We start from the raw sequence: 26,298 nt of genomic DNA on the forward strand, positions 1-26,298 counted from the left end.
GCTATGAGGCGGCGTTGAGGATGTCTTCGAGCTCCTTGTTGGCCTTGGCCAGCGCGTCGTCGGCCGACGACTTGCCCTCGATGACCGTGCGGGCCGCGTTCTGCAGCACCGCCTTGGTCTCGTTGGCCTCGGTCCAGTGCGGGCTGGCCGGGAAGGCCTTGGCCTTGGCGAAGGCGGCGGCGAACGGCGCCTGGGCCGGGTCGCCGGCCAGCGCGGCCAGGGCGTCCGGGTAGACGGGGAGCAGGCCGCCGTCCTTGGCGTACTTGTCGCCCCACTCCTTGCCGGAGGCCAGCTTCACGAACTCCTTGGCCGCGTCCTTCTCCTTGGCGCCACCCCACACGGCGATGTCGTTGCCGCCGAGGAAGGACTGCGCCTCGCCGCCGTCCTTGGACGGGAGCGGGAAGAAGGCCAGCTTGTCACCCTTGAGCTTGCCCTTGCTGTCCTCGTCGATGCCCGGCAGGTCCCACGACGCGGTGAGGTACATGCCCACCTTGTTGTTGGCGAAGCGGGTACGGATGTCCGTGGTGTTCTGGGTGAGCCGCGACTTGCTGGACAGGCCGTCGGTGACCAGGCCGGTGTACTGGGCGAAGCCGGCCTTGAAGGCGGGGTCGGTCAGCTTGCCGACCCACTTGTCGCCCTCCTTGACGGCGTAGTCGCCGCCGGCGGTCCAGGCGAGGGCGCCCAGCAGGTGGTTGGCGTCGGAGCCGCCGTTGAAGGCGAACCCGTCGACGTCCTTGCCCTTCTTGGACTGGATCTTCTTGGCTGCGGCGACCAGGTCGTCCCAGGTCTTCGGGACCTCGATCTTGAGCTCCTTGAACCAGTCGGCCCGGTACAGGACCGCCCGGCTGCCGCCGCCCCACGGCACGGCGTAGGTCTCGCCGTCGATCGTCTCCAGGCCCATCAGGTTCTTCGGGATCTGCGCCTGGTCGCCCGAGGCGACGATGTCGGTGACGGGCTCCAGGGCCTCCTGGCTCTGCCACAGCGGCACCTGGTCGTTGCCGATCTCGGTGACGTCGGGACCGGTGCCACCGGCCGCCGCGGCGGTGAACTTGTCGTTCACCTGCGGCCACGGGATCCACTCGACCTTCACCTTGGCGCCGGTCTGCTGCTCGAAGGCGGCGACCAGCTCGTCGGTGTACTTCTGCGCGGCGGGGTTGCTGTCGCCCAGGCGCCAGAAGGTCAGCTCCTTGCCCGCGTACTTGGGGCCGGACGCGGGGGCGGAGGCCGCCGCGCTCGGCGAAGCCGCGGGCGTCCCGCCGGAACCACAAGCGGCCAGGCCCAGGGCCAGAGCGGCCGTGGTGACCGTAGTGGCGGTGATCTGCGCGATCCTCACAGGGTTCTCCCTTCCCGGGTGCTCGCTTGCGGTCCGCACCAGGCTGATCTGCATGTCCGAACGACTGCTGCTAAACTAACAAGAAACTTTCTTAAAAAAAACGCCCGTTAGCCATTCGTGACGAGAGGGAGCGCGTCGATGAGCCGAAGCCCGGGGATCCCTCGGCTGCTCCGCCGGTTGAACGACCGCACGGCACTCGAACTCCTCCTGGAGGACGGGCCGCTGACCCGTGCGGAGCTCGGTGAGCGGACCGGCTTGTCCAAGGTGACCGCAGGTCAGCTGCTCGCCCGGCTGGAGGAGCGGGGGCTCGTCCGGGTGGCGGGGGAGCGGGCGGGGGGCAGGGGTCCGCACGCGGCCCTGTACGCGGTGAACCCGTCCAGTGCGTACGTCGCCGGGCTCGAAGTGCTGCCCGACAGCCTCACCGTGGGTGTGGCGGACATCACCGGACAGATCGTGGTCGAGGTCACCGTCAACCCGGCGGACGGGGATCCGGTCAAGGCCGTGCACTCCGCGGTCCAGCGGGCCTGCGCCTCGGCCCGTGTCAGCCTGTCACAGCTACGCGCCTTCGTGATCGGCACCAGGGGCGTGGTCGATCCGGGCAGCGGCGACGTGCGCTTCTCCTGCGACCTGCCGGCCTGGCACGTCGGCGTGCTGGCCAGCCTGCGCCAGACGCTGGGCGTCCCGGTGATCATCGAGAACGACGTGAACCTGGTCGCGCTGGCCGAGCACCGCTACGGCGCCGCCGCCGGACACGACGACTTCGTGGTCATCTGGGCGGGTGTCGGCCAAGGGCTGGGCGTCATGCTCGGTGGGCGGTTGCACCGGGGCATCACCGGGACCGCGGGTGAGATCGGCTGGCTGCCCGTGCCGGGCGAGCCGCTGCCCGTCGACGTGACGCAGCCGACCTCGGGCTCCTTTCAGCGACTGGTCGGGCACGACGCGCTGAGCGGGCTCGCCACCACGCACGGCGTGCTCGGCACCACGGTCCCCGACCAGGTACGCAACGGCTGCGACGGGTACCTGGACGAGGTGGCGGCGCGCCTGGCGGTGGGGGCCGCGGCCGTGACGGTCGTCCTCGACCCCGGCCTGATCGTGCTCAGCGGCGACGTCGGCCGCGCGGGCGGCGAACGCCTGGCCGCCAAGGTCGAGGAGGCCGTCGCCCGGTTCTGCCCGACCCGGCCCAAGGTCGTCACGACCGGGGTGGCGGGCAATCCGGTGCTGCGCGGCGCCCTGGTCGCGGCCTTGGCGCAGGCCCGAGATCAGGTTTTCTCCGACACTGTGTGAGAATTTCTGCCTATGTGGCAGCCCATGAGCGACATCGTGCTGATCTCTGATCCCCGCGTCGCCGCCATCCCGGTGCGCGACAACGGCGAGGAACTGGCGGACGTACGCGGCCGCCTGCGCGTGGACGAGCGGATGGCCGACCGTGCGGGTGCCTTCGCGCACCTGCGGTCCGGGCTGCTGGCGCGGTTGGAGCGGGCCGAGCGGCGGCTGCCCGACGGCTTCCACCTGCTGATCGTCGAGGGCTACCGGCCGATCGACACGCAGCGCCGCATCTTCGAGGAGTACCGCGACGGGCTGCGCGCCGCCTTCCCCGAAATGTCGCCTGACGAGGCATATATCGCGGCGAGTCGGTATGTGTCGCCAGTCGAGGTGGCTCCGCACACCGCCGGGGCCGCCGTCGACCTGACGCTCACCGCACCCGACGGCACGGAGTACGACATGGGCACCCAGGTCAACGACAACCCGGAGGAGAGCGACGGCGCCTGCTACATGGACGCCACGAACATCTCGGCCGACGCCCGCGCCCATCGCAAGATCCTCGCTGACGCCCTGGAGCCTGTCGGCCTGGTCAACTACCCGACGGAGTGGTGGCACTGGTCCTTCGGCGACCGGTATTGGGCGCTCGCCGAGGGAAGACCGTACGCACTCTATGGCCCGCACCGCTTTGCCTAGCGGAAAAGGGGCATAAAAGGGATGTGACTCCTCTTATCGGGATCGAGGAGGAGTACCTCATCGTCGATCCCTGGTCGCGCCACGTGGCTCCCCGGGCGGCAGAGGTGTTGGCCGCCGCGACGGACGTCCTAGACGTCGTTCACGAGATCACCCGTTTCCAGGTCGAGGCCCGGACCGCCCCTTCGGCCGACCTCGGTGAGTTAGGCACGCGGCTGAGGGCCGCGCGCAAGGAGGTGGCCGAAGCGGCCCGCTCGTGCGGGCTGGCCGTGGTCGCCAGCGGCATTCCCGTACTCGGTGACGTGGTGCCGATTCCGCTCACCGACGACGTCCGTTACGAGCAGGGCCGGATTCTCTACCGCGCGCTGCAGGACGAGCTCAGCATCTGCGCCCTGCACGTGCATGTGGACGTCCCCGACGAGGAACAGGCCGTCTACGTCGGCAATCACCTACGCCCGTGGCTGCCCACGCTGATCGCGCTGGCCGCGAACTCGCCCTTCTTCGTGGGGCGCGACACCGGCTACGCGTCCTGGCGGGTGATCAGCTGGGGCCGCTGGCCGGTCTCGGGTGCTCCGCCGTACTTCCCGTCGTACGCCGACTACGAGCTGGCCCTGCGCGCGCTGTCGCAGTCGGGCGCGCTGATGGACCCCAAGACGGTGTACTGGGACGCGCGCCCGTCACCCTCGCTGCCGACCATCGAGGTGCGCGTCGCCGACGTGCCGCTGGACGTCAGCGACAGCCTCACCATCATCGGGCTGATCCGCAGCCTGGTCGTGACCGCGCTGGCCGCCGTGGCGCACGGTGACCGCGGGCTGCCGATCCCGTCGGAGGTCATACGGGCCGCCTACTGGCGAGCCGCGCGTGACGGCCTGGGCGGCGACAGTCTCGACGTGCGTGAGGGTGTGCTGGTGCCGGCGCGGGTGATGGCGGGTCGTCTTCTGGAGCACGTACGGGACGCCGCGGCCGAGGCCGGTGATCTGCCGGTGGTCGAAGAAGGGCTGGACCGGCTGCTCGGCCGGGGTTCCGGAGCGGAGCGCCAGCGCAGGGCGCACGCCCGCACCGGGCACCTGGCGGCGGTCGTGGACGACCTGATCGAAGCCACGGTCGCCTGACCGGTCAGCGCAGGGCGAGAACCGTGGCTACGCCAAGCCCGAAGACGACCACGACGCCGCGCAACACGGCGGGCGGCATGAGCCGGGCCAGACGGGTGCCGAGGAAGCCACCCGCCAGGCTCGCCGGCGCCACCACCGCCACCGCCTCCCACCGCACGGGCCCGAACAGCGAGAACGCCACCACCGACACCGTGCTGATCACCAGTGACAGGGTCGCCCGCACGGCGTTGACCCGATGCAGGTCGTCATGCAGGAACAGCCCGAGCACCGCCAGCAGCAGCACCCCCATGCCGCCGTTGAAGTAGGCGCCGTAGCAGCCGCCGAGGAACACCCCGACGTGGACCAGCCCGCTGGTGCCCTCCCGTCCGTCGCCCTCGAAGCGCTTGCGCAGCCAGGGCTGCGCCAGCAGCGCCAGACTGGCGAAGGCCACCAGCCACGGCACCAGCGAGTCGAACAGCCGCCCCGGTGTGAGCAGCAGCATTGAGCTGCCCGCGATCGCGCCGAGCACGGTGGTGGCCGAGAGCACCGTGGCCCGGCGCCGCTGCCCGCGCAGCTCGGCCCGGTAACCCAGGACACCGCCCAGGTAGCCGGGCCACAGCGCCACCGCGTTCGTCACCGAGGCGGTGATGCTCGGATAGCCGAGCGCCAGCAGCGCCGGGAAGGAGATCAGGGTGCCCCCGCCGGCCAGGGCGTTGACCGCCCCGGCCAGCAGGCCCGCCCCGGCCAGGAAGGCCAGCTCGGACAGCTCGATCATCGGCCGGCCGCGTAGCCCTGGGCGCCGCGCGGGTTGGCGGCGGCCTTCAGGAAGTCGCCGTCACGGGCGACCGCGCTGAGCCGGCCGAGCGACCACGGCCCCTGCACCTCCACCTGGTGACCACGCCGCCGTAGCTCGGCGACCACCGCCGGGTCCAGCCGGTTCTCCACGTGCATGACGCCCGGCCGGGAGCCGCGCGGGAAGAACGAGCTGGGGAAGTGCTCGGAGTGGAACATGGGGGCGTCGACGGCCTGCTGCAGGTTGAGCCGGCCGTGGACGAGGGAGAGGAAGAAGTTCAGGCTCCACTGGTCCTGCTGGTCGCCGCCGGGTGTGCCGAAGGCCAGCCACGGCTTGCCCTCGCGCAGCGCGAACGACGGCGACAGCGTGGTGCGCGGGCGCGTGCCCGGCCGCAGCGAGGCGGGCAGCCCCTCCTGCAGCCAGAACATCTGCGCCCGGGTGCCGAGGCAGAAGCCCAGCTCGGGAATGGTGGGCGAGCTCTGCAGCCAGCCGCCGCTCGGCGTGGCGGAGACCATGTTGCCGTGCCGGTCCACGACGTCCACGTGACAGGTGTCGCCACGGGTGGAGCCGTCGGAGCCGACCGTGGGCTCGCCCACAGCGCTGACCGTGGGCTCGCCCACACCGGACCGTACGCCCGAGATGCCCGGCGCGGTGCTGACCGTGCCGGCTCCGGGGAACACCGGCAGCCGAGGCGTGCGCCCGCCCGGTGCGCCCGGCCGCAGCTCCATGCTGGCCTCGACGCCGATGATCGCCCGCCGCTTCGCGCTGTAGTCGTCGTCGAGCAGGTCGGCCATCGGCACCTCGGTGTCGCCGTACCAGGCTTCGCGATCGGCGAAGGCGAGCTTGGCGCTCTCGATCACCGTGTGCACGTAGTCGGCGCTGAGCTGCCCCATCGCGTCCAGGTCGAACCCCGACAGCAGGGCGAGCTGCTGCAGGAAGACCGGCCCCTGCCCCCACGGGCCCGTCTTGCAGACCGTGTGCCCGTGGTAGTCGAAGGTGACCGGCTCCTCGACCGAGGCCGACCAGCCCGCCAGGTCGTCGCCGGTGAGCAGGCCGCCGTGGACCTCGCCCGAGCTGTCGCGCCAGGCGGTCTCGGCGCTGAACCGGGCGATGGCCTCGGCGACGAACCCCCGGTACCAGGCGTCGCGGGCGGCCGCGATCTGCCCCTCGCGGCTGCTCGACGCGGCCCGCGCCTCGGAGACGAGCCTGCGGTAGGTGGCGGCGAGCACGGGATTGGTCAGCTTGGCTCCCGGTACCTTGCCCTGCGGCAGCCAGGTCGCGGCCGACGTCGGCCAGTCCTCTAGGAAGAGCCGCTCGACCGACGAGACCGTGGCGGCGATCCGGTCGAGCACCGGGACGCCGTGGGTGGCGTAGTGGATGGCCGGTTCGAGCACGTCGGCCAGCGTCCAGGTGCCCCAGCGCTCCAGCATGAGCATCCAGCCGCCGAACGCCCCGGGCACGGTGGCCGCAAGCAGCCCGGTGCCGGGCACCACGTCGAGCCCCAGGCCGGTGAACCGGTCGATCGTGGCGGCGGCGGGGGCGACGCCCTGCCCGCACACGACCGACACCCGCTCCTCGTCCTGGCTCCACAGCAGGATGGGCACCTCGCCGGCGGGCCCGTTCAGGTGCGGCTCCGCCACCTGAAGGACGAACCCGGCGGCGACGGCCGCGTCGAAGGCGTTGCCGCCGCGTTCGAGCACGCTCATGCCGGTAGCGGAGGCCAGCCAGTGCGTGCTGGCCACCATGCCGAAGTCTCCGGTCAGCTCGGGCCTGGTGGTGAACAAAGCGCGTCCCTTCATCGGGTGGCGGCCGCGTCGGGCACGTGGTCCGCCGTGACCAGGTGACAGGCGACCGGGTGGCCGCTCGTACGGGGGTCTGTCAGTGCCGGCTCGCTCGTCCGGCAGGTGTCGTACGCCAGCGGGCACCGGGTGTGGAAGCGGCAGCCGGCGGGCGGATCGACCGGGCTCGGCACGTCGCCGCCCAGCACGATCCGGCGCCGCTCGCGCTGCCTGACCGGGTCGGCCACCGGCGCCGCCGACAGCAGCGCCTGCGTGTAGGGGTGGCGGGGTTCGGCGAAGATCTGGGCCGTCGGCCCCGACTCCACGATCTTGCCCAGGTACATCACCGCGATCCGGTCGGCCAGGAACTCCACCACCGACAGGTCATGGGTGATGAACAGGCAGGAGAAGCCCATCTCCCGCTGCAGGTCGGTGATCAGGTTGAGCACCGACGCCTGCACCGACACGTCCAGCGCGGACACCGGCTCGTCGGCCACCACCAGCTTGGGCTCCAGGATGAGCGCGCGGGCCAGCCCTACCCGCTGCCGCTGCCCGCCGGACAGCTCGTGCGGGAAGCGCGACCTCATCTCCGGGCGCAGCCCGACCTGCTCCAGCATGGCGGCGACCTGCCCGCCCGCCTCGCGTCGGCTGGCGATCCCGTGGTGCAGCAGCGGCTCGCCGACGATCTGCTCGATCGTGAAGCGCGGGTTGAGCGAGGAGTAGGGGTCCTGGAAAACCATGTGGACGTCCCTGCGCAGCGGGCGCATGGCCCGGCGCGACAGGTGGGTGATGTCGCGGCCGTCGAGCCGGATGCTGCCCGAGGTGGGCTCGGTCAGCCGCAGCACGCACTTGCCGACGGTCGACTTGCCGCTGCCTGACTCGCCGACCAGGCCGAGCACCTCGCCCTGGCCGATGCTCAGCGACAGGCCGTCCACGGCGCGTACCTGGCCGTAGTGCTTGACCAGGTTGTCGATCTCCAGGATCACGACCGCCCTCCCGGGTGGAAGCAGGCCGCCAGATGATCGTCCGGCAGTTGGGGCTCTAGCTGGGGTCTTCTGCTTCGGCAATCGTCCTGCGCGCGGCCGCAGCGCGCCTGGAAGGCGCACTCGTCCGGGTCCGTCAGCGGCGAGGGCACCATGCCGGGGATCTCGGCGAGCCGGCCGTTCACGGCGGCCGACGGCAGGGCGTTCATCAGGCCCAGCGTGTACGGATGGCGCGGCCGCGCGAACAGCTCGGTGACGGGCGCCTGCTCGACGGCCCGGCCCGCGTACATGACCACGGCCCGGTCGGCGATGTCGGCGACCACGCCCAGGTCATGGGTGATCAGGATGACCGCGGTGCCGAGCCGGTCGCGCAGGTCGCGGAACACGTCGAGCACGCCCGCCTGGATCGTCACGTCCAGCGCGGTCGTTGGCTCGTCGGCGATCAGCACGCGCGGCGAGCAGGCCACCGCGATCGCGATCATCACCCGCTGGCGCATGCCGCCCGAGAGCTGGTGCGGATACTCCTTGATCCGGCGGGCGGGCAGCGGGATGCCGACCAGTTCGAGCAGCTCCACCGCGCGGTCCCGCGCGGCCCTGCGGGAGAGACCTTCGTGCCGGCGCAGCACCTCGGTGATCTGGTAGCCGACCGTGAACGACGGGTTGAGCGAGGTCATCGGCTCCTGGAAGACGACCGACACGTCCTTGCCCCTGATCTGCCGCATCCGCGACTCGGGCAGCGTGGTCAGCTCACGGCCGTCGAGCTTGACCGAGCCCGACAGCCTGGTCGTGTCCGGCGGCAGCAGCCTCGGTATGGACATCGCGGTGACCGACTTGCCGCACCCCGACTCGCCGCAGAGCGCCAGGATCTCGCCCTCGCCCAGTTCGAGCGAGATGCCCCTGACCGCCTGCACCAGGCCGTCCTCGGTGTCGAAGTCGACGGTCAGGTCGGTGATCTCGAGTAGGCTCATCGGCCGCTCCTCGGGTCGAGAACGTCACGCAGCCCGTCGCCCAGCAGGTTGAAGCCGAGCGTGGCCAGCGCGATCATCAGTCCCGGCCAGATCGCCAGCCAGGGCGCGACGTCCAGGTACTGCTGGGCGGTGGTGAGCATCACGCCCCACGACGGCGTCGGCGGCTGGACCCCCAGGCCCAGGAACGACAGGGTCGACTCACCGATGATCGCCGCCGGGATCGCCACCGTGGCCTGCACGATGAGCGGGCTGGAGCAGTTCGGCAGCACGTAGCGGAGCAGGATGTGGCGGTCGGTGGCGCCGTCGGCGATGGCCGCGGCCACGTAGTCCATCTCCCTGATCGCCAGCACCTCGCCGCGGGTGATCCGGATGACCGCCGGCAACTGGGAGAAGCCGAGCGCCAGCACCACACCCTTGAGTGAGGGGCCGATGATCGCCGCCAGCCCCACCGCGAACACCAGGAACGGGAAGGCCAGCGTCACGTCGACCAGCCGCATCACGACCGGGTCCAGCCAGCGCCGGTAGAACCCGGCCACCAGCCCGATCGGGATGCCGATCACCATGGCCAGCAGTGTGGACAGCACGCCGGCCTGCAGTGATACCTGCGCCCCGTGCGCGATCCTGGCCAGGGCGTCGCGGCCCAGGTCGTCGGTGCCGAGCGGGTGCGCGCCCGACGGTGGCGCGAGCGTGGCGGTGTAGTCCTGCGCCGACGGATCGCCGGTGAGCAGGGGTCCGAGCAGCGCCAGCAGCAGGAACCCGGCGACGAGCACCAGCCCCGCCATCGGCATCGGGCGCCGCCTGAAGCGCCGCCACAGCCTGCGGCGGCGATCGGCCCGGCCCGTCGTCACCGGTACGGCCAGCGCGTCAGCCATGCCCGCCCCCCGACAACCGGATGCGGGGGTTGAGGAAGGCGTAGGCGATGTCGACCAGGAGGTTGACCAGCACGTACCCGATGACCGTGATCAGCACCACGGCCTGGATGACCGGATAGTTGCGGGTGAGCACGGCGTCCACGGTCAGCTTGCCGAAACCGGGGATGACGAAGATCTGCTCCGTCACCACCGCGCCGCTGATCAGCGCGCCGAGCTGCAGGCCCAGGACGGTCACCACGGTCGTGAGGCTGTTGCGCAGCGCGTGCGCGCCCACCACCTTGGCCTCCGACAGGCCCTTGGACCGGGCGGTCCGCACATAGTCGGCCGACAGCGCGCCCAGCATGGCCGAGCGCGTCTGCCGCATCAGGATCGCCGCGAACCCGGTGCCGAGCACCAGGGCGGGCAGGATCATGCGCTGCAGGTTCTGGCCGGCGTCCTGGGTGAACGGGACGTACCCGGAGGCGGGCAGCCAGCGCAGCGTCACCGCGAACAGCAGGATGCCGAGCAGCCCCAGCCAGAAGTGCGGCACGGACAGCCCCGCCAGGCCGAAGCCGGTGGCCACGTAGTCGGGCAGCCGGCCCCGCTTCATCGCGGCCACGATGCCCGCGCCCAGGCCCACGACGATCGCCACCAGCAGGGCCAGCGCCGACAGCTCCAGCGTCACCGGCAGCCGCTCGGCCAGGATGTCGGCCACCGGCAGCTGATCCTGGGTGGAGCGGCCGAGGTTGCCGGACAGGGTCTGGCCCACGTAGTCGAGGTATTGGGCCGGCAGGGGCTTGTCCAGACCGAACTCGTGGCGGATCGCCTCGACCATCGCGGGCGAGGCCTCCTCACCGGCCATCACCACGGCCGGGTCCCCGGGCAGCGCCCTGATCCCGAGGAAGATCAGGATGCTGGCCAGGAACAGCACGATCACCGCCGAGCCCGCTCTGCGGAGGATGAACCAGACCATCAGGCGGCGAACCCAGCGGTGACGAAGCGGGGCAGGCCATCCTTGAAGTACTGGACACCGGCGACGGTCTTGTTCATGCCCAGGTAGTACTTGTTGTGATACAGGTACACCACGCCGCGCACCTCGGCCGCCCGCTGCAACGCCTTGGCGTACAGCTCGGCGCGCTGGGCCGGCTCCGTGACCGCCGCGGCCTCCTTGATCGGATCGTCGATGCCGGGGTCGGACATGCCGCTGTAGTTGTTGCTGCCGCGGCTGGTGATCAGGTTCGACAGGTTGCCGTCCGGGTCCACCCGGCCCGACCAGCCGTTGAGCACGGTGTCGAACTTGCCGGCCTTGCCCTGCTCCAGCGTGCTGACGAACTCGGCCGTCTGCACCGTGACGTTGAAGCCCGCCTCCTTGGTCATCTGCTGGATGACCTGGGCCAGACGCTGGTTGGTGGCGTCGTTGGGCGTGGTCAGCGTGACCGGGATGGGCGTCGGCACACCGGAGGCCTGCACCAGCTGCTTGGCCTTGGCCAGGTCGCGCTTGGCGCACTGGAGCGAGGGCGAGCGGTAGGGGCTGTCGGCGGGCAGCGGGAAGCAGTCGGCCTCGTACAGGCCGTTGTAGACGGTCTTGTTGATCTGGTCGCGGTCCAGCGCCAGCTCGAACGCCTCGCGCAGCTGCGGGCTCTTGGCCAGCGGGGTGCTGACCGTGCCCGGCTTCTCGGTGGAGCCGTTGGCGTTGCCGGTGTTGATCGTCAGGCCGTAGTAGCCGAGCCCGCCGCCGGACACGACGGTGAGGTTCGGGTCGGCCTGCACGCCCTTGACCGTGGTCGTGGCCAGCTGGTCGGCCACCTGGACGTCGCCGGACTTCAGGTTCGCGGCCCGTACGTTCGGGTCGACGATGATTTTGTATACGAGCTTGTCGAGCTTCACCTTGGCGGCGTCGTAGTAGTCGGGCGCCTTGTCCAGCACGATCTGGCTGCCGGAGGTGCGCGCGGCGAACTTGAACGGCCCGACGCACACCGGGCTGGCGCCGAAGTTGTCGCCCGCCGCCTCCAGCGCCTTGGGCGACATGATCATCCCGGCGCGGTCGGCGAGTTGCGCCGTCAGCGGCGTGAACGCGCGCGTCAGCGTGAGCTTGACGGTGGCCGGATCGACCACACTCACCTTCGACACGGCGGCCAGGTCGGCCTGGCGGGCCGACTTCTCCCACGTACGGTGGCGATCCAGCGACTTCTTGACCGCCTCCGCGTCGAAGGCGGTGCCGTCGTTGAACTTCACGCCCTCGCGCAGCTTGATCGTCACTTCCTTGCCGTCGCCCGAGACCTCGGGCAGGGCGGTGGCGAGCTGCGGGACCAGCGTGGCCTTCGCGTCGATGTCGAAGAGCTTCTCGCACATGCTCGCGAACACCTCGCGGCCCACCAGCGTGGTGGACACGCTCGGGTCGAGCGCGTCGGGGTCGGCGTTGAGCGCGATGTTCAGGGTGCCGCCGCTCTTGACGGCGCGGCTGTCGGACGTGGCGTCGGCCACTGACGGGGCGACGGGGGTGCCGCTCGAACCGCCTCCACCGCAAGCCGTCAGGGCTATGGGGAGTACGGCGAGCGTCAAGACCAGCCTGGGTCTCATGATGCCTCCGGGGGACGAGCTTTAGGAGACTGTATACAAGAACCTGGATTTCAACGGTGTTTCGTCACCGCATGTTGTTATCCGACCGTTTTCTCGTCGTGCTGAGGCTTCGCCGGGCGTACGGCGGCCAGGAACGACCGCCTGGCCGCGGCGACGTGCGCGACCGCCCTGGCCTGGGCCTCGTCCTCGTCGCCCGCCGCGATGGCCTCGCACAGGCTCAGGTGCTCCGACCAGGAGTGCGGTCCGCGTGCGGCCGCGGTCTGCCGGAACACCCACTGAGCCCGCAGCAGCATCGGCGCCATCATCAGATTGAGGTAGGAGTTGCCCGCCACCTCACCCACGGCCAGGTGGAAGGCGGTGTTGAGGTCGGCCACCCGTTCGAGCCTGCCCTCCTCGACCGCCTCCTTGGCCGAGTCGAGCACCAGCCGCAGTCGCGCGGCCGTCTCCGGGGTTCGCTTGCGCGCCGCCAGCCGGGCCGCCAGCCCCTCGATCGCCATCCGCACGTCGAAGAGCTCCTCGGCCTCGGCCGGCGACAGCCGCGCCACGGTGGCGCCGATCCTGGGGATGACCTGCACGAACCCCTCGGCGGCGAGCACCCGGATCGACTCGCGCACCGGGTTGCGCGACACGCCCAGCCGGGCGGCCAGCCGGTCCTCGACCAGGCGCTCACCCTGGGGGAGCTCGCCGGAGATGATGAGTCGGCGGATCTCCGCGGTCACTTGGTCGCGAAGGGGGAGATGGGCGCCGCCCAGTGTCAGCTCAGTCATTTGAGGGAATCGTATACAAAGTTACGGCCGTTTCCGGTGTCGTCGGGGAATCCAGAGGGTGACGCCGTACACATCGTCAGGCCGGAGCAGCCCTCTTGGTCGGTCAGGCGCGCGGGTCTCTTGGTTGGTCAGGCTTCTCGGTCGGTCAGGCGCGCAGGCGCAGACCTCGCGGCGTCGGGTGGAACCCGGCCTCCTCCAGTGCCGCCGCCAGTGGTGACTCACCGATCGAGGCGCCGTCGGCCCGCTCGACGGTCAGCTTCCCGAGCGCCCCATCCCGTACGGCCAGCGCCAGCGCGTCCACGGCCGGCCGCAGCCGCTCGTCATCGGCGAAGGACAGCAGCGTCTTGCCGCCCCGCTCCACGTAAAGCACCAGGAACCCGTCCACCAGCACCACCAGCGCGCCCGCCTTCCTGCCGGGCTTGTGCCCCACCTCGCCGGGATGCGCCGGCCACGACAGCGCCGCCCCGTAGGGGTTGGCCGGATCAGCCGCGGCCAGGACGACCGCTCTCCGATCGGCGGCCCGCCCGGATGGGCCCAGGTCGCCGGATGCCGGGCCGGCCGGCGCGACGCTCGGGGCCATCGCGCGCATCCGGTCCACCGCCCCCGGCAGCGCGAACTGCGCGCCCCCGAGCCCCTCGACGAAGTAGCCCCGGCGGCACCGCCCGCTCTCCTCATAGGCCCGTAGCACCTGGTAGACCGGCGTGAACCCGCCCGGCAGCCGTTCCGACGTCACCGCCCCGCGGGTCACCACCCCATGCCGTTCGAGCAGCACCTCGGCCTGGGCCTGCGCCCGCTGGGTGGTGTCCTCGGCGGGTGAGGGAAGCAGCCACCAGCGCCCGCCCACCGTGGGCGGCCCGCTCCTGCTCGGCAGCACGGCCCGCCGCCGGCGCGTGGTGGCCGGCCGATGTGCGGGCCGGCCCGACCCGAGCGTGGCCCGCAGCGGCGCCAGCGTGTCACCGGACACGCGCCCCGACCACACCAGATCCCACAGCGCCGACACCAGCGCCGCGTCGTCGAGCGAGCCGAGCTGGTCGGAGATCCCCCGGAAGAACAGCGCCCCGCCGCCACCCAGCACGTCGAGCACCTGCTCGTGCACCGGGGTCATGGTGATCTGGCCGGGTTCGGGCAGCAGCAGGGGAGCGGTGTCGGCGAAGTAGAGCGACACCCAGCCGTCGCCGCCGGGCAGCGACCCCTGGCCCACCCACATCACCTCGCCCGAGGCGGTCAGCTCGTCGAGCAGCGCCGGATGGTAGCCGGGCACGCGCGACGGCAGGACCAGCGTCTCCAGCGCCGACGCGGGCACGGCGGCTCCCTGGAGCTGCTCGACGCTGTGGATCAGCGCGTCCATCGCCCGCGCCGCGCCGCTGGTGCCGCGTGGTGCCGAGCCAGCCGCTCCGCCGCCGTCGGTGCCGCGTGCCGCCGAGCCGGTGATGCCGTGCCAGGCGGGCATGAACAGCGCGAGCGTCTCGGGCGGGACCGGTTCGACCTCTTTGCGCAGCCGCGCCAGAGACCTGCGCCGCAGCGTCCGCAGCACACCGGCGTCGCACCACTCCTCGCCCCGGCCACCCGGCCGGAACTCGCCGTTGACCACCCGCCCGGCCGCCGCCAGCCGGCGCAGGGCGTCGGTCACCACGGCCACGCCCAGGCCGAACCTCGCGGCGGGCGTACCGGCATGGAAGGGCCCGCGCGTACGGGCATGGCGGGCCACGAGGTCGGCCAGCGGGTCGGCGACCGGTTCCAGGAACGCGTGCGGGATCCCGACCGGCAGCGGCGCGCCCAGCGCGTCACGCAGCCGGGCCGCGTCCTCGATCGCCGCCCACTGCTCCTCGCCCGCGATCCGCACCTTGATCGCCCGGCGGGCTCGTTCGAGCTCTGTCAGCCAGGCCGGATCGCCGCCGCGCACGCTCACGTCGGGCGCGAGCAGTGGCCCGTGCGAGCGCAGCAGGTCGGCCAGGTCCTCGGCGTCACGCAACGGCCGGTCGAGCCTGGCCAGCTCGCGTTCGGTGTCGGAGATGACGTCGGGGTCGAGCAACTCCCGCAGGTCGGCCTCGCCGAGCAGTTCGGCCAGCAGGGTCATGTCCAGCGCCAGTGCCTGGGCCCGGCGCTCGGCCAGCGGCGCGTCGCCCTCGTACATGAAGGCGCCTATGTAGTGGAACAGCAGCGACGTGGCGAACGGCGACGCCTGCGACGTCTCCACCTCCACCACCCGCACCCGGCGCGCCGCGATGTCGCGCATCAGCGCCACCAGCCCGGGCACGTCGAACACGTCCTGGAGGCATTCGCGCATCGTCTCCAGCACGATCGGGAACGACGCGTATTGAGAGGCCACTCCCAGCAGGTGGGCGGCCCGCTGCCGCTGCTGCCAGAGCGGGCTGCGCCGGCCGGGCGTGCGGCGCGGCAGCAGCAGGGCCCGGCCCGCGCACTCCCTGAACCGGGAGGCGAACATCGCCGAGCCGCCCAGCTCCTCGGTGACGATCCGCTCGATCTCCTCGGCGTCGAACGCCGCCACGTCGGTGGGCGGCTCGACCAGCGTGTCGGGGATCCGCAGCACGATGCCGTCGTCGGAGTGCACGGCCTGTACGTCGAGGCCGTAGCGTTCGCGCAGCCGCCGGTTGATCGCCAGGGCCCACGGAGCGTGGATCCGCGCGCCGTAGGGGGAGTGGATGACGACGCGCCAGTCGCCGAGCTCGTCGTGGAAGCGTTCGACCAGGAGGGTGCGGTCGTCGGGGACGTAACCGGTGGCCTCACGCTGCTCGTCGAGGTAGGCGCGCAGGTTGCGGGCGGCGTAGTCGTCGAGTCCGGCCGCTCGCATGCGGTCGTTGGAGGTGTTCGCCGCGTGTTCGCGGAGGAACGCGCCGATCGCCTTGCCCAGCTCGGCCGGCCTGCCCGGCGCGTCGCCGTGCCAGAACGGCAACTTGCCCGGCTGGCCGGGCGCGGGGGAGACGAGCACCCGGTCGGCCGTGATGTCCTCGATCCGCCATGAGGTCGCACCCAGGACGAACACGTCGCCCACCCGCGACTCGTAGACCATCTCCTCGTCGAGCTCGCCCACCCGGGACGCCTTCTCGCCCACCAGGAAGACGCCGAACAGCCCGCGGTCGGGGATCGTGCCGCCGTTGGTCACCGCCAGCCGTTGCGCGCCCGGACGGCCCTGCAACGTGCCCGTCACCCGGTCCCAGACGACCCGCGGCCGCAGCTCGGCGAACTCCTCGCTCGGGTAGCGGCCGGCCAGCATGTCGAGCGTGGCCTCCAGCGCGGTACGCGGCAGCGTCGCGTAGGGAGCGGCCCGCTTGACCACGGCCTCCAGCTCGTCGACCGTCCACTCCTCCAGCGCGGTCATCGCCACGATCTGCTGGGCCAGCACGTCGAGCGGATTGCGCGGGTAGCGCAGCTCCTCGATCTGGCCGCTCATCATGCGTTCGGCCACGACGGCGGTCTGGATCAGGTCGCCGCGGTATTTCGGGAAGATCACTCCCTTGGACACCGCGCCCACCTGGTGACCCGCCCGGCCGATGCGCTGGAGCCCGCTGGCCACGCTCGGCGGCGCCTCCACACACGCGACCAGGTCGACGGCGCCCATGTCGATGCCCAGCTCCAGGCTGGACGTCGCGACGACGGCGGGCAGTCGGCCGGACTTGAGCGCCTCCTCGATCTGCGCCCGCTCCTCCTTGGACACGGAGCCGTGGTGCGCGCGGACGATCTCGGTGACCACGCCCTTGCTCGCCCCCGCCTGCGCCATCATCTCGGCGGGCGCCCGCCGAGGCGGATCTTCCGGTGGGGGCGTGCGCCTGGGCGCATCTCCCGGCAGCGGCGTCGGCCGGGATGGATCTTCCGAAAAGGGCGTAGGCCGGGGCGGATCTCCCGGCAACGGCGTCTCCCAGATCGACAGATCGACGGCTTCGGGACCTTGCACGCGTTCGTAGGCGAGCTCGTTGAGCCTGGTGCAGAGACGTTCGGCCAGGCGCCTGGAATTGGCGAACACGATCGTCGACGAATGCGCCTCGATCAGCTCGAACAGGTGGTTTTCGACATGCGGCCAGATCGACCGGCTGGACGGCTCGGGCTCCTCACCGTCGGCGAACCCCGGCCCGCCCGCGGAGGACCCCGGCCTGCGCTCCATCTCCGTCATGTCCTCGACCGGGACGACCACCTCGACCTCGATGACCTTGTCGGAGGGCGGCTGCACGACCGTCGCGGGGCGGGACCCGCCGAGGAACGCCGCGACCTCGCTCACCGGTCGTACGGTCGCCGACAGCCCGATGCGCTGCGCGGGCCGTTGGAGCAGGGCGTCGAGCCGCTCGAGGCTGAGCGCCAGGTGGGCACCGCGCTTGGTGGCGGCCACCGCGTGCACCTCGTCGACGATCACCGTCTCGACGCCCCGCAACGCCTCGCGTGACTGGCTGGTGAGCAGCAGGAACAGCGACTCCGGCGTGGTGATGAGGATGTCGGACGGGTGGGCGGCGAACCGCCTGCGGTCCTCGGCGGGGGTGTCGCCGGAGCGGATGGCCACCGAGATCTCCGGCACCGGCAGGCCGAGCCGGCGCGCGGTCTGCTTGAGCCCGGCCAGCGGTGCACGCAGGTTGCGCTCCACGTCGACGGCCAGCGCCTTGAGCGGCGACACGTACAAGACCTTGGTCTGCTTCTTGACCTGCTTCGGCCCTTGCTTGGGACCGGCGTCGACCTGCTTCTGACCCGCGTCGACCTGCTTCTGACCCGCGTCGACCTGCTTCTGACCCGCGTCGACCTGCGTCGGATCCGCGTCGACCTGCGTCGGATCCGCCGGAGTGGTGGGGTGGTCGGCGGCGGCCAGGCGGTCGAGGGACCAAAGGAAGGCCGCCAGCGTCTTGCCCGACCCGGTGGGTGCCACCACGAGCGTGTTGTCGCCGCGCGCGATGGACTCCCACGCGCCTTCCTGCGCACTCGTGGGCGCCTCGAACGCTCCGGCGAACCACTGCCTGGTGGTGTGGGAGAAATGTTCTAGCGAGCTCACCAGCACATACTGCCTCGTCGCACCGACAGAAAACTCATTGTGGCGGCGGTGCGAGATTGAGGCGGGGGCGCTGCGGACATAGAGCGAGCGTGGGCATCGACTACGCAGCCATTGAGAACCGCCGCGAGGACATCAGGGAGCGCTATCTGTTAGCGCACCGGCCGTCCAGTAGCGCGCGCGGCCTGCACCATTTCGCCCTGCTGTCGTCGGACGTGGAGCGGACGGTCAAGTTCTACCAGGAGCTTCTTGAGTTCCCCTTGACGGAGATTTTCGAGAACCGTGACTTCAAGGGCTCCAACCACTTCTTCTTCGACATCGGCAACGGCAACCTCCTCGCCTTCTTCGACTTCCCGGGGCTCGACCTCGGCCCCTACCAGGAGGTGCTCGGCGGGCTGCACCACATCGCGATCTCCGTCGACCCCGCCACCTGGGAGCGGCTGCGCGGCAAGCTCGAGGTGGCCGGCGTGCCGCACCAGATCGAGAGCGGCGCCTCCATCTACTTCAAGGACCCCGACGGCGCCCGGCTGGAGCTGCTCGCCGACCATCTGGGTGAGATGTACGGCTCGCGCGTGATGTGATCTACCGTCGCGACGCTCTACGCGTACGCGGTGTGCCCGCCCGAGGCTCCTGCCTGATGCCTGCGTGCCTTTCGGCTCTTTCCGATTTCTCCTGCTGTACGGCTAAGCGCTGGGTTAACCGGAGCTGGCGGCGCTTCTTTCGGTTGGCTTTGCACTCGGCGGACTTGGGCGGGGAGTGCTTGGGGGTCTTTGCCATGGGGGTGTCCTACCCACCCTTCCGGCGGTTCCATACTTGTGTGATGCGGCTGACCGAGTTCTGGAGACGGATGCGCGCCCACTTCGGGGAGTCGTACGCCGACTCGTGGGCCCGCGACTACGTGCTCGCCCCACTCGAAGGGCGGACGGTCGACCAGGCGCTGGCGGACGGCGAGAGCGCCAAGACCGTCTGGCGCGCGGTCTGCCAGGTCGAGAACGTCTCCTCCCGCCTCCGCTGACCTCCCGCCTCTACTGACCTCACGGCTCCCGGCTGACCTCACGGCCCCGGGCGGACCTCACGGCCCCGGGCGGACCTCACGGCCCCGCTAACCTCCCTGCTCGTCATCCTCCATGCTCTCTTTCAGTGAGCGGGCCGTCAGATGCAGGTCGTCGGCGGTGCCCTGACCGCCGGGCGACCACAGGAACTGCCACCCACGACCGGCGGGGGTGGCGAAAACGAGCGTCTGCTTGCCGGTGCGGGGATGCCACGCCCACAGCACTGGCTCCTCACCGCCCATCATGCGGCTCGCCAGCCCGTGACCGGGCAACAACTTGGCGAGTGCTTCCAGATGGGTGCGCCGTTCCCCGGTGTAGCCGCCCGTCAAGCCGCCTCCAACCCTCGCCCCTGCAGTGAGTCTCCCCAGCTCACCCCGCCTGACAACACCCGGAGGCCAACCCTCGTGAACATCACTTGACGGGGTCTGGAGGTTACGCGGCGGTGTCCATGAGGGTCCGCACAAGAGCGTCCACACCCGCGTGATGGTGCGCTGGGTATCGGCGCGGAGGCCCTCGGGAGGGCGGGGGCCTCTTTCGCGTGCTCAGGATCCTGCGCTACCCAGCACACGCTCCGGATCGTCCAGCCAGATCCGCTGGCCCTCCGGCGTGACGGTGATGCCGTACCGCCGCCGGCTCGGCTCGCCCCAGGCGACCCGCTGGGCGTACGCCTGGAAGGCCTCATCCCACACCGGCCGGTCGCCGACCTGCTGAACGCCGTGTTCCGCGCTCCCCGGCCGCCAGGTGGCGACGGCCCACAGCGTACCTTGATCGGTATTCCAGGTGGAGCTGTCGTCTGCCGGCGAACGTTGAGCGCATGCCATCAAATTCCGATTCAGGGCGCAGGCATAGTCTCGCCTCCGATGCCTGTCTCGTTGCCGTCAGCGTCACGGAAGACCCACTTGCAGACGTTGCCGTGCTGCTCCATGTCCACCGGCCGCAGGCCGCGCCCTGCGATCCGCTCCACCTCGGACGTCGGATCGTCCAGCCAGATCATGCTCACGCCGCCGCCGGCGCGAGCGGCGTCCTCGATGACGTACACGTACCGGTCCTCGGCCAGTTGCCACACCGCTTCGACGTCGTTGGGCCAGAACGCCGGACCCCTGCCGAGAAGCCTGGTGTACCACTCCACGGCACTCTTGCAGTCGCGGACAGGGATGCCCGCGAAGATCCCCACTGCCACGATCGGATCTCCTCTCGCCACAGGGCCGGGAAGGTCCAGCCCACCAAAGGAATAGACTCCGCGCGTCTGCGGAAATCATCGCGGTCCGCGTCAGGCGCGCGGGGGGACCGCCTCGTCCGACCCCTGTGGGCAGACGCTCTGGCCTGCACACTTAATCTTCGATGTCACGAGCTCGCGTCCGTCAAGGTTCATCGGCACGCGCTCAACGTTCGGTGTAGGGGGACAGGAGCCGTTTGCGTGGGGCATTACCGCGTGTTCCTGCTGTGATCGAACAGCCGTTCGGCTAGGATGTAATCCGCCAGGCCACGCCCTCCCAGCGGCGACTCCGCAAAACTGTCGGTGGCAGGCCGTAGCTTTCACTCGACTGATCGGACCACAACCCTCCAGGGGGAGTTCCCATGGCTATCAACGACCGCGAGAAGGCCCTCGAGACCGCCCTCGCTCAGATCGAGAGGCAGTTCGGCAAGGGCTCCGTCATGCGCCTCGGCGACGACGCCCGAGCCCCCATCGAGGTGATCCCCACGGGTTCGATCTCCCTGGACGTCGCGCTGGGCATCGGCGGATTGCCGCGTGGCAGGATCGTCGAGGTCTACGGCCCGGAGTCCTCGGGTAAGACCACGATCGCCCTGCACGCGGTGGCCAACGCCCAGCGCGCGGGCGGCATCGCGGCGTTCATCGACGCCGAGCACGCCCTCGACCCCGAATACGCCAAGAAGCTCGGCGTCGACACCGACGCTCTGCTCGTCTCCCAGCCCGACACGGGTGAGCAGGCGCTCGAGATCGCCGACATGCTGATCAGGTCGGGCGCCGTCGACATCATCGTCATCGACTCGGTGGCCGCCCTGGTCCCCAAGGCCGAAATCGAGGGCGAGATGGGCGACAGCCACGTCGGCCTCCAGGCCCGCCTGATGTCCCAGGCCCTGCGCAAGGTCGCCGGCGCGCTCAGCAACACCGGCACCACCGCCATCTTCATCAACCAGCTCCGCGAGAAGATCGGCGTCATGTTCGGCTCGCCCGAGACCACGACCGGCGGTAAGGCGCTCAAGTTCTACGCCTCGGTCCGCCTCGACATCCGCCGTATCGAGACGCTCAAGGACGGCACGGAGGCGGTCGGCAACCGCACGCGGGTCAAGGTCGTCAAGAACAAGATGGCCCCGCCCTTCCGGGTCGCCGACTTCGACATCCTCTACGGCGTGGGCGTCTCCCGCGAGGGCGGCCTCATCGACATGGGCGTCGAGCACGGCTTCGTCCGCAAGTCCGGCGCCTGGTACACCTACGAGGGTGACCAGCTCGGCCAGGGCAAGGAGAATGCCCGCAACTTCCTGAAGAACCACCCCGACATGTCCAACGAGATCGAGAAGAAGATCAAGGACAAGCTCGGCGTCGGCCCCCGCTTGGACGCCCCGGCCGAGGCACCCGCGGCCCCGGCCGCCCCCGCCGCCGCTCCCTCGGGCCGCGGCGCCAAGGCCGCCGCCACGCCGAAGCCCGGTGACGTCTGATCAGTCGCCACATGAGTGACTCTGATCGGTCGTCGGATGAGTGACACGGACCCGTCGCAGGCGCCCCATTCCCATGACTGGGGCGCCTGGCCCGACCTCCCCACTCCACCTCCGGGCCGCCGCCGCAACTCCAGCGCCAACCTCTTTCCGCGGTCATCAACCCCGGAGGACACCTGGCCCTCCGAGCTCTCCTCGGACGACTCACCTCGAGGTCGGAAACCATCCCGGAGGAAACGGTCCAGCGGGAGGCTGCCCGGCGGCGACTCGTCCGATGGGAGGCCGCCTGGCGGCGAACCGTCTAGCGGGAAGCTGCCCGGCACCGAGCCGTCGGGTAGGAAGCCGTCCGGCGGGGAGCCGTCGGCAGGGTGGCCGTCCGGTAAGAGGCTGTCTGGGGGTGAACCATCGGGTGGGCTACCCGGTAGCGAACCGTCAGGTGGCAAGCTGACCGGTAGCGAACTGCCCGGTGGGAAGATGTCTGGCGCTGCACTATCCAGTGGAAAGTCGTCCGGCGGGGAGCCGTCGGCAGGGTGGCCGTCGCTCAGCGAATGGCGCCAACGGTCCCGCTCCTCGGCCGAGCCACCCCCGGCCGAGCCACCCTCGGCCTACACGTCCCCGGCCCAGCCCGCTCATGCACCTGCCGATCCGAGCTCCGAGCTGGGCGCAGCATCGATCGCTGAGTCGTCCGGTGATTCGGGCGGCGGACAGAACGACGAGCGGCTCTCAACCGCGCCCCAAGAAACCGTCTGGCGGCCTGCCCAGGACAACTCACTGCCCACCGCAGGCAGGGCGGCTCCCCAGGGCGACGACGTGTCTCGGCCTGCTCAGGACAACTCAGTGTCCACCGCAGGCAATGCGTCTCCCGGGGGCCAGGACGTGCCTCCGCCTGCCCAAGGCAATTCATCGTCCACCGTGGACAACCCATCTCCCCGAGGCGACGTGCCGTTCTCCCAGGACGGCCTGTCGTCCGGTGCGGGCACCCACAGCGGTCAGTTCGAGGGCGGTTCCTATATCGGTGGCCAGGCCGGTGGCCACGCCGAGGATGATCCGTACCAGGATGATCCGTACCAGGGCGGCCGACGTGGGGAGAGGCGCTCCGGTAGAGGACGGCGATCGGGAGGGCGGGGTGGGAAGGGGGCACGTTCGGCGGGCTCTCGGGGGCGTGCTGGGTGGCTTCCCGACGGACCCGATGAGGGGTCGGCCGCCGGTGCGGCTCCCAACGCCGACCCTGAGTCGGTGGCTCGGGCCATCTGCCTCCGTCTGCTGACGATGGCTCCCAAGACGCGAGCTCAACTGGCCGAGGCGCTCCGTAAGCGTGACGTACCGGATGAAGCCGCGGAGGCGGTCCTCGACCGCTTCTCCGAGCTGGGCCTGATCAACGATGAGGCATTCGCCGAAGCCTGGGTCGACTCCCGCCACCACGGTCGTGGGCTCGCCAAACGCGCCCTGGCCGCGGAGCTTCGCCACCGCGGCGTCGACTCCGAGACCGTCAACGAGGCCGTGGACCGCCTCGAGCCCGACCAGGAGCTCGAAACGGCGCGCCGCCTCGTCGAACGCAAGCTGTCCTCAACCCGCGGCCTCGACCCCCAGGTCCGCACGCGCCGCCTCGCCGGGATGCTGGCCAGAAAGGGGTACGCCCCGGGACTGGCCTTCCGCGTCATCCGCGAGGCACTGGAGACGGAGGGCGTCGAAATCGAGGACGACTTCTCCTGACCTCCACACGGCCCCGCCCGCACCGGATCACTCTCCTCACACACGTTCCACACCGGGGTGCGGTTCGTCGGGGTGGGGTGCCGAGTCTCTGGGGCGGGTTGCTTGGTTTCTGGCGGTGCCGGGGTGCGGGGCTGTCCGAGGGGTGCCCGGCCCCTCGGGTGAGGTGTTCGGGTTCTGGCGGCAGCGGAGGCGGGCCTCTTTCTGGTCGGGCTCGAGGTTTGGTGGGAGGGCGTGCGTAGTTGCGTGCGGAGCGGCATTTCGGGGCAGAAGCGGGAAATCTGCCTCAATGAAGAGATGCAAGCCCGTAAGACACGCTTGATGACTCGTTTGCTTGCTCGTGACTTGTTCGACGCATAACCTCGACGGCAGTGAGGAGTTACTCCGCGCAGTGCGGATTGCCATACCGGTGATTGACGGACGAACGAGCTCGGTGGATCGAGGCAGGCGAGGTGTCGGCTATCGCAGTCGACGCCCGGTCAGTCTTGGTTGGATATCGGTCGTGGTGAAGATGCCGATTGGGCGATCAGCGCCGCGCATGTGACCCCTCCCGTTTTGAGGGCGCGTTACGAGTCTTGACGACGCGAGGAGGGCGGGGAGCACATGGGGCCGCTTGTCGTGGTGCTGTCGGTGGCGGTGCTCCTGCTGGCGTTCGGGATGATCGCCGCGTTGCTCATCGTCGTCCGCCGCACATCGGGCAGCGGTTCGCGGGTGCTCAAGCCGAGCCCTGAGCAATTGCAGGCCGTGCACGAGGAGCTTGAGCTGGCTCGTGAAGAGGCCGGGGAGATCCGGGGCAAGGCCGAGTCCGATGCCGAGGAGATCCTGCGCAGGTCGGCGGCCGCCGCCGAGAGCGCGGCGCAGTTGCGGCGCGAGGTCGAGGAGGAGGGGCGGATACTCAAGGCCGAGCTCAAGGAGCTCCGGGCCGACCTCGAACGCAGGGAAGGGCGGCTGGCCGAGCGCGAGCAGCGGCTCGACGAGGAGGCCAGGCGGCAGGCCGAACGTGATCGCAAGCTGGGCGAGACCGAGGTCGAGCTGGCCGACAGGCGCGCGGAGCTGCTGCAGGTCGAGAACGAGCGGCGGGTGATCCTCGAGCGCGTCGCCGGGCTCACCGGTGAGCAGGCCAAGAGCGAGCTGGTGCGCGAGATCGAGAACCAGGCCAAGCGCGAGGCCGCGCTGATCGTCAGGGAGATCGAGGGCGATGCGCGCAAGGAGGGCGAGAAGCGGGCTACCAAGATCGTGACGCTGGCCGTGCAGCGGATGGCGGCCGAGCAGACGGCCGAGTCCGTGGTGAGCGTGCTGCACCTGCCCGGTGACGAGATGAAGGGCCGGATCATCGGCCGTGAGGGGCGCAACATCCGGGCGTTCGAGTCGACGACCGGCGTGAACCTGATCATCGACGACACACCGGAAGCGGTGTTGCTGTCGTGTTTTGACCCGGTACGCCGGGAAACTGCCCGGCTCACACTGGAGAAACTGGTACTCGACGGCCGTATTCACCCCCAGCGCATCGAGGAGGTGCACGAGCGCAGCCGTGCGGAGGTGCAGGACCTGTGTGCGCGGGCGGGTGAGGACGCGCTGGTCGAGCTGGGCATCACGGACATGCACCCCGAGCTGACGCTGCTGCTCGGCCAGCTCCGATACCGCACCTCCTATGGACAGAACGTCCTCAAACACCTCATCGAGTCCGCGCACATCGCCGGAATCATGGCCGCCGAGCTCAAGATGGACCAGTCGCTGATGAAGCGCTGCGCCCTCCTGCACGACATCGGCAAGGCGTTGACGCACGAGGTCGAGGGCAGCCACGCGCTGATCGGGGCGGAGATCGCCCGCCGATACGGCGAGCAGGAGGACGTGGTGCACGCCATCGAGGCGCACCACAACGAGGTCGAGGTCCGTACGGTCGAGGCCGTGCTCACGCAGGCGGCCGACGCGATCAGCGGCAGCCGTCCGGGTGCGCGACGGGAGTCGCTGGAGGCGTACGTCAAGCGGCTGGAGCGGCTGGAGGAGATCGCGCAGTCGTACGACGGGGTGGAGAAGGTGTTCGCCATGCAGGCGGGCCGGGAGATCCGGGTGATGGTGAAGCCGGACGCGATCGACGACATCCAGGCGCAGGTGATCGCGCGGGATGTGGCCAAGCAGGTCGAGGAGGAGCTGACCTATCCGGGGCAGATCCGTATCACCGTCGTCCGAGAGTCGCGAGCGACCGAGTTCGCGCGCTGAGGTTGGCGATCAGTTCGCGATCAGTGCATTCCATGCTTTCCGCGCTGAAAGTCACGAGCAGTTTTCTGTGCGGCGTGGGGTGGGAGACGAGCCGTCTGTGCGGCGTGGGGTGGGAGACGAGCCGTCTGTGCGGCGTGGGGTGGGGGGCGACCTGTCTGCCCGACCTGGCGGTTAGAGGCTCTTTTGGGAACCCCCTCGGGCTGATCGCCGCACTGCGTGCCGTTGGCCCGCTGGGCTCGCCGTAGATCGATGCAGGCCAGTGTGGATATGACCCGCCTCCGGTGGGGGCTCAGGCTCTGGGATGGCCGTGATCACCTTGCGCGGGTGGTTGGTGGGTGCCGTGCGGCCCGCCTTCCCGTCCGCCGTCCCCAAGGCGAGCGGTGGGCGCCGACGCGCGCCACGGCGGTCGAGGACGCCCACGGGGCTTCTGAGACTCTCGGCCCTCATCGAGGGTGGACCAGAGTTCTGGGGCTGGTCGCGCGACCCGAGCGGGGCCGTGGAGGCCGCCGTGATTGACCATACTTCATTGAACAGAGTATGGTTGCCGGGCGCGTCA

21 protein-coding genes are annotated in these 26,298 nt (G+C 70.4%); 8 read left to right on the forward strand and 13 right to left on the reverse strand.

Going from position 1 to position 26,298, the window contains the following annotated elements; translation table 11 throughout:
- Position 1 precedes the first annotated feature (1 nt).
- Complete coding sequence (locus ACIBO2_RS39330) at positions 2-1,333, reverse strand: extracellular solute-binding protein (protein ID WP_358535357.1); 1,332 nt, start codon at positions 1,331-1,333, stop codon at positions 2-4.
- Between the two features lie 138 nt (positions 1,334-1,471).
- Here ACIBO2_RS39330 and ACIBO2_RS39335 point away from each other — a divergent pair, with 138 nt between their 5' ends.
- Genes ACIBO2_RS39335 through ACIBO2_RS39345 form a run of 3 tightly spaced genes read left to right on the forward strand, consistent with a single transcriptional unit; the run spans position 1,472 to position 4,398 of the window.
- The gene (locus ACIBO2_RS39335) at positions 1,472-2,617 is read left to right on the forward strand and encodes an ROK family transcriptional regulator (protein ID WP_358535359.1); all 1,146 of its coding nucleotides are present in this window, start codon (positions 1,472-1,474) and stop codon (positions 2,615-2,617) included.
- A gap of 24 nt (positions 2,618-2,641) precedes the next feature.
- Positions 2,642-3,289 (forward strand): M15 family metallopeptidase, encoded by a 648-nt coding sequence (locus ACIBO2_RS39340; protein WP_358535361.1) that lies wholly within the window; start codon positions 2,642-2,644, stop codon positions 3,287-3,289.
- A gap of 23 nt (positions 3,290-3,312) precedes the next feature.
- Positions 3,313-4,398: a glutamate--cysteine ligase gene (locus ACIBO2_RS39345; RefSeq protein ID WP_358535363.1), complete on the forward strand. Its 1,086-nt coding sequence runs from the start codon at positions 3,313-3,315 to the stop codon at positions 4,396-4,398.
- A 4-nt stretch (positions 4,399-4,402) separates the two neighbouring features.
- On the opposite strand, the gene ACIBO2_RS39350 is transcribed toward ACIBO2_RS39345, so the two are convergent.
- The 9 genes from ACIBO2_RS39350 to ACIBO2_RS39390 form a co-directional block, all read right to left on the reverse strand.
- Positions 4,403-5,152 carry a sulfite exporter TauE/SafE family protein gene (locus ACIBO2_RS39350; RefSeq protein ID WP_358535365.1) on the reverse strand — a complete coding sequence of 250 codons (750 nt, stop codon included), beginning with the start codon at positions 5,150-5,152 and terminating at the stop codon, positions 4,403-4,405.
- Positions 5,149-6,969, reverse strand: coding sequence for a gamma-glutamyltransferase family protein (locus ACIBO2_RS39355; RefSeq protein ID WP_397303611.1), 1,821 nt, complete (start codon positions 6,967-6,969; stop codon positions 5,149-5,151). Before ACIBO2_RS39355 ends, ACIBO2_RS39350 begins: the two co-directional genes overlap by 4 nt.
- Positions 6,966-7,934 (reverse strand): ABC transporter ATP-binding protein, encoded by a 969-nt coding sequence (locus ACIBO2_RS39360; RefSeq protein WP_397303614.1) that lies wholly within the window; start codon positions 7,932-7,934, stop codon positions 6,966-6,968. Before ACIBO2_RS39360 ends, ACIBO2_RS39355 begins: the two co-directional genes overlap by 4 nt.
- Positions 7,931-8,899: an ABC transporter ATP-binding protein gene (locus ACIBO2_RS39365; RefSeq protein ID WP_397303617.1), complete on the reverse strand. Its 969-nt coding sequence runs from the start codon at positions 8,897-8,899 to the stop codon at positions 7,931-7,933. The genes ACIBO2_RS39360 and ACIBO2_RS39365 overlap by 4 nt, the downstream gene beginning before the upstream one ends.
- A complete protein-coding gene (locus ACIBO2_RS39370) occupies positions 8,896-9,771 on the reverse strand; it encodes an ABC transporter permease (RefSeq protein ID WP_225290655.1) in 876 nt (291 codons plus the stop codon). Before ACIBO2_RS39370 ends, ACIBO2_RS39365 begins: the two co-directional genes overlap by 4 nt.
- Complete coding sequence (locus ACIBO2_RS39375) at positions 9,764-10,723, reverse strand: ABC transporter permease (protein WP_358535375.1); 960 nt, start codon at positions 10,721-10,723, stop codon at positions 9,764-9,766. The genes ACIBO2_RS39370 and ACIBO2_RS39375 overlap by 8 nt, the downstream gene beginning before the upstream one ends.
- Complete coding sequence (locus ACIBO2_RS39380) at positions 10,723-12,330, reverse strand: ABC transporter substrate-binding protein (protein ID WP_358535377.1); 1,608 nt, start codon at positions 12,328-12,330, stop codon at positions 10,723-10,725. Before ACIBO2_RS39380 ends, ACIBO2_RS39375 begins: the two co-directional genes overlap by 1 nt.
- A 77-nt stretch (positions 12,331-12,407) precedes the next feature.
- On the reverse strand, positions 12,408-13,097 hold the full coding sequence (locus ACIBO2_RS39385) for a GntR family transcriptional regulator (protein ID WP_358535379.1): 690 nt from the start codon (positions 13,095-13,097) through the stop codon (positions 12,408-12,410).
- Positions 13,098-13,242: 145 nt separating this feature from the next.
- A complete protein-coding gene (locus ACIBO2_RS39390) occupies positions 13,243-18,087 on the reverse strand; it encodes a DEAD/DEAH box helicase (protein ID WP_397303621.1) in 4,845 nt (1,614 codons plus the stop codon).
- Between the two features lie 89 nt (positions 18,088-18,176).
- On the opposite strand from ACIBO2_RS39390, the gene ACIBO2_RS39395 reads away from it, so the two are divergent.
- Positions 18,177-18,665, forward strand: coding sequence for a VOC family protein (locus ACIBO2_RS39395; RefSeq protein ID WP_358436160.1), 489 nt, complete (start codon positions 18,177-18,179; stop codon positions 18,663-18,665).
- A gap of 239 nt (positions 18,666-18,904) precedes the next feature.
- Entirely contained in the window at positions 18,905-19,099 is a 195-nt protein-coding gene (locus ACIBO2_RS39400) for a DUF3046 domain-containing protein (RefSeq protein WP_225290661.1), read from the forward strand.
- 87 nt (positions 19,100-19,186) lie between these two features.
- Here the strand turns inward: ACIBO2_RS39400 and ACIBO2_RS39405 are convergent, their stop codons facing one another.
- The 3 genes from ACIBO2_RS39405 to ACIBO2_RS39415 all read right to left on the reverse strand — a co-directional run bounded on the left by ACIBO2_RS39405 (position 19,187) and on the right by ACIBO2_RS39415 (position 20,316).
- Positions 19,187-19,465, reverse strand: coding sequence for a hypothetical protein (locus tag ACIBO2_RS39405; RefSeq protein ID WP_358535383.1), 279 nt, complete (start codon positions 19,463-19,465; stop codon positions 19,187-19,189).
- A gap of 213 nt (positions 19,466-19,678) precedes the next feature.
- Positions 19,679-19,957, reverse strand: a complete 279-nt coding sequence (locus ACIBO2_RS39410) for a hypothetical protein (RefSeq protein WP_358535385.1) — start codon at positions 19,955-19,957, stop codon at positions 19,679-19,681.
- A gap of 11 nt (positions 19,958-19,968) precedes the next feature.
- Positions 19,969-20,316 carry a VOC family protein gene (locus ACIBO2_RS39415; protein ID WP_358535387.1) on the reverse strand — a complete coding sequence of 116 codons (348 nt, stop codon included), beginning with the start codon at positions 20,314-20,316 and terminating at the stop codon, positions 19,969-19,971.
- A gap of 398 nt (positions 20,317-20,714) precedes the next feature.
- Here ACIBO2_RS39415 and recA point away from each other — a divergent pair, with 398 nt between their 5' ends.
- The 3 genes from recA (at position 20,715) to rny (ending at position 25,742) form a co-directional block, all read left to right on the forward strand.
- Positions 20,715-21,815 (forward strand): recombinase RecA, encoded by a 1,101-nt coding sequence (gene recA, locus ACIBO2_RS39420; protein WP_357947004.1) that lies wholly within the window; start codon positions 20,715-20,717, stop codon positions 21,813-21,815.
- A gap of 1,233 nt (positions 21,816-23,048) precedes the next feature.
- A complete protein-coding gene (locus ACIBO2_RS39425; RefSeq protein WP_358535389.1) occupies positions 23,049-23,525 on the forward strand; it encodes a regulatory protein RecX in 477 nt (158 codons plus the stop codon).
- A gap of 600 nt (positions 23,526-24,125) precedes the next feature.
- A complete protein-coding gene (rny, locus tag ACIBO2_RS39430) occupies positions 24,126-25,742 on the forward strand; it encodes a ribonuclease Y (RefSeq protein ID WP_358535391.1) in 1,617 nt (538 codons plus the stop codon).
- Positions 25,743-26,298: the final 556 nt, after the last annotated feature.

The sequence above is a fragment of the Nonomuraea sp. NPDC050022 genome (genome assembly GCF_044460705.1).
Classification (GTDB): Bacteria; Actinomycetota; Actinomycetes; order Streptosporangiales; family Streptosporangiaceae; genus Nonomuraea.